3 protein-coding genes are annotated in these 3,754 nt (G+C 61.6%); all 3 read left to right on the top strand.

From position 1 onward, the window contains the following. The first annotated feature begins 270 nt into the window (after positions 1-270). The 3 genes from ACE04F_RS08515 (at position 271) to ACE04F_RS08505 (ending at position 3,624) form a co-directional block, all read left to right on the top strand. Positions 271-1,281 carry a zinc-binding alcohol dehydrogenase family protein gene (locus tag ACE04F_RS08515; protein WP_486105841.1) on the top strand — a complete coding sequence of 337 codons (1,011 nt, stop codon included), beginning with the start codon at positions 271-273 and terminating at the stop codon, positions 1,279-1,281. Between the two features lie 17 nt (positions 1,282-1,298). Then, entirely contained in the window at positions 1,299-2,828 is a 1,530-nt protein-coding gene (locus tag ACE04F_RS08510) for a UxaA family hydrolase (protein WP_486105839.1), read from the top strand. Between the two features lie 82 nt (positions 2,829-2,910). Further along, positions 2,911-3,624: a FadR/GntR family transcriptional regulator gene (locus tag ACE04F_RS08505; RefSeq protein ID WP_486105837.1), complete on the top strand. Its 714-nt coding sequence runs from the start codon at positions 2,911-2,913 to the stop codon at positions 3,622-3,624. The last annotated feature ends 130 nt before the right edge of the window (positions 3,625-3,754 follow it).

The raw sequence follows: 3,754 nt of genomic DNA, 5'->3' as shown, positions 1-3,754 counted from the left end.
ATTGCTATCGCGAGCAGGCTCGCTCCCACAGGGGAATGCCAGTGGTTTCGAAGTTTGTGCTCGCCTATAACTGGTCTGTCCAATCTACTTTTTATTTGATTGGTCTTGCCAATATTTTTCCCGCCGTGTAGTTTCGAGCCAACACCAGCGGCGCAGCTCATTGCGCGCCTACAACAAGAAAGAGCGTCCCGGTCCCGGCAGCCGTGCGCTCACTCCCCTCCTACCGCGTGCAGCCAGCCTCCGCCTGTGCGCCAGCCAAGGAGCATCAACATGCTGACTGTCATCTGTAACGAACCCGGCTCGCTAACCGCCATCGAACGTGAAATACCCGCCAGGAAACCGCGAGAGATCCTGATTCGAGTCAAGCGTGTCGGCGTCTGCGGTACCGACCTGCATATTTTCAGCGGCAACCAGCCCTTTCTCGAATACCCGCGCGTCATGGGTCATGAGTTCTCCGGAATCGTCGAAGCCAGCGACGCCTCCAGCGACCTGGCTGTCGGTGATGTCGTCTACGTGATGCCCTATCTTTCCTGCGGCACTTGTGTTGCCTGCCGTCAAGGCAAGACCAACTGCTGCACCCGCATCCAGGTCCTGGGCGTCCATTGCGACGGCGCCTTCACTCAATACCTGAGCGTCCCCCAGGAGTTCGTGCACAAGGCCGTGGGGGTTTCCCTGGACCAGGCGGCTATGATCGAATTTCTCTCCATCGGAGCCCACGCTGTACGTCGCTCGAACGTCCAGGCAGACAAACACGCCCTGGTGGTCGGCACCGGCCCGATCGGCATGGCGGCGGCAATCTTCGCGAGCCTGCGCGGGGCGAAAGTCACCGTACTGGATACCCGCCAGGATCGCCTGGCGTTCTGCAAGGAACATCTGGGTATCCACGCGGCCGTGCACATCGGCGAAGGCGACAAGCAGGCCTTGGCCGAACTGACCGGGGGCGATTTTTTCGACGTGGTATTCGATGCCACCGGCAACGCCCGGGCGATGGAGCGCGGGTTCGAATTCATCGCCCACGGTGGCACCTACGTGATGATCTCGGTGGTACGGGACTCGATTACTTTCTCCGATCCTGAATTCCACAAGCGTGAAGCCACGCTGATGGGCAGCCGCAACGCCACCCGGGAAGATTTCCAGTACGTCGAGCAATGTTTGCGCGAGGGCTTGATTCCCGATGCAGCCCTGAACACCCATCGGCTGCTGCTGAGCGACGTGGCCCACTCCTTCTCCACATTGCTCGACCCCAACCAGGGTGTCGTCAAGGCAATCATCGAGTGCTAGCCAACGGAGGACGCCGTATGAACCCGCCTGCTTCCACCTTGCTTGTCCTGGCCGCCGGTGACGATGTTGCCGTGGCTCGGGGCGACATTCCCGAAGGTCAAAGCCTCAGCGCCGATGGCATCACGCTGACCGCCCGACAACCGATTCCATCCGGTCACAAGATCGCCCTGCGCACGGTATCGGCCGGCCATCGGGTACTCAAATACGGGCAGACTATCGGCCAGGCAACCCGAGGTATAGAGCCCGGCGATCACGTCCACGTGCATAACCTGGACATGCCTGCGACCAATGCCGAACACAGCGTGCAGAACGTCTATGTGCCCACATTGCCGAGCGCTCACCCCGCTGCGTTCGAAGGCTACGTGCGCGACGATGGACGCGTCGGCACGCGCAACTACATTGGCGTGATCTCCAGCGTCAACTGCTCGGCGACCGTCTGCAAGCACATCGCCAAGGCCTTTTCATTCGAGCGGCTGAAAGACTTCCCCAACGTCGACGGCGTCGTCGCAATCACCCATGGCAGTGGCTGTGGCATGGGGTCCAAGGGTGAAGGCATCGACATCCTCAAGCGCACCTTGCGCGGGTATGCCGATCACGCCAATTTCGCCGGGGTGCTGTTGATCGGCCTCGGTTGCGAGGTCAACCAACTCACCCCGCTCATGGATGAACTGGGCGATCGTCGTGCTGGACTCAAGGCCAGCTTGATCATTCAGGACGAAGGCGGCACCCGCGAAGCCGTGCAACGTGGCATTGCCGCGATTGAAGCGATGCTGCCCATCGTCAACCAATGCCGGCGCACGACGGTAGCCGCCAGCCACCTGTGCGTCGGCCTGCAATGTGGCGGCTCGGATGGCTACTCAGGCATCACGGCAAATCCGGCACTCGGCGCGGCCGTGGACCTGCTGGTGCGACAGGGCGGCACCGCGATCCTGTCGGAAACCCCGGAGATCTATGGCGCTGAACACCTGCTGACAGCCCGCGCCGCGTCCGCAGACATCTCGGCGAAACTGATGGAGCGCATCCATTGGTGGGAAACCTACGTGCAACACAACGACGGCGACATGAACAACAACCCGTCACCGGGCAACAAGGCCGGAGGCATCACCACCATTCTGGAAAAATCCCTGGGCGCGGTGGCAAAAGCCGGCTCGACCGGGCTGATGGGGGTCTATCACTACGCTGAAAAAATCGCTACCCGGGGCTTGGTGTTCATGGACACCCCCGGCTACGACCCGGTGTCCGCGACCGGTCAGGTGGCGGGCGGTGCCAATCTCATCTGCTTCACCACGGGGCGCGGCTCGACCTACGGCTGCAAGCCCACGCCCTCCTTGAAGATCGCCACCAACACCCGCCTGTTCCAGCACATGGAGCTGGACATGGACTTCAACGCCGGTGGCATTGTCGACGGTGTGGAATCGGTGGCCGAGGCCGGGGAACGGTTGTTCCGGTTGATGCTGCAAACCGCTTCCGGAAGCCGCACCCGCAGCGAGGAAAACGGCCTGGGCGATAACGAATTCCTGCCCTGGCAGATCGGTGCGGTGATGTGAGTCGTTGCACTCTTTCCCACATGAATGAACACGATCAAGCGGCTATGGTAGCCTTTGCGGATTCTCCGATGGACGCCCACCCATGGTCTCACCGATCAACGCCGCCGAACGCAAGCCGTACCAGAAAATCGCTGACCAATTGCGCAACTACATTGCCGAGGGGGAGTTCAAGACGGGCGCAAGACTTCCCCCAGAGCGCGACCTGACCCAACTGCTGGGAGTTTCCAGGCCGTCCCTTCGCGAGGCGTTGATCGCCCTGGAAATCGACGGCGACATCGAGATCAAGATGGGCTCCGGCGTGTACGTACGGGCCAGGTCCGGGGATGCAAAAAAACCGAGCATGACCTTGGGCGAGAGCCCCTCGGAACTCATGCAGGCCCGCGCCTTGATCGAAGGCGAGTCGGTGGTTCTGGCGTGTCTGCATGGCAAGAAAAGTGACTACCGCTACCTGCAGGAATGCATCGATGCCATGCGCGCGAGCATCGCCAGTGGTCTGCCACCGTTGGAGGATGACCGCAGATTTCATCAGCGCCTGGCAAAAATGAGCGGTAATTCTGCCCTGGTGCGGATCATCACCGCCCTGTTCGATGAACGTCACAATCCGATTTCGGCGCACCTGAGCAAACACTCGGAGAATGCCCTGACGTGGGAGGCGGCGGTCGTCGAACATGAAGCAATCCTGCACGCCGTGGCCACCAAGGACGTGCTCGGCGCCCAAACCTCGATGCGCCAGCACCTGAGCCGCTCGGAAAACCGCTGGCTGCGGGCGCTCGAACCTGAAGCCCCCGCCGGCTAGCTAGTCCCCTCTGAACAGAACCCGTGGCGAGGGAGCTTGCTCCCGCTGGGGTGCGCAGCGCCCCCGATCCGGTTGAACGCAATCTGCCTGCTGCACCGAGGCGCCTGGTTTCAGGGCTGCTGCGCAGCCC

This window comes from Pseudomonas sp. AGC41 (assembly GCF_057334555.1).
The sequence above is the reverse complement of the archived record's forward strand: the minus strand, read 5'-3'. Positions and strand labels throughout refer to the sequence as shown.

What these genes read in the sequence shown, in the direction of transcription:
- ACE04F_RS08510 (WP_486105839.1), top strand. Translation starts at nt 1,299, where the DNA reads ATGAACCCGCCTGCTTCCACCTTGCTTGTCCTGGCCGCCGGTGACGAT.
- ACE04F_RS08515 (WP_486105841.1), top strand. Translation starts at nt 271, where the DNA reads ATGCTGACTGTCATCTGTAACGAACCCGGCTCGCTAACCGCCATCGAA.
- ACE04F_RS08505 (WP_486105837.1), top strand. Translation starts at nt 2,911, where the DNA reads ATGGTCTCACCGATCAACGCCGCCGAACGCAAGCCGTACCAGAAAATC.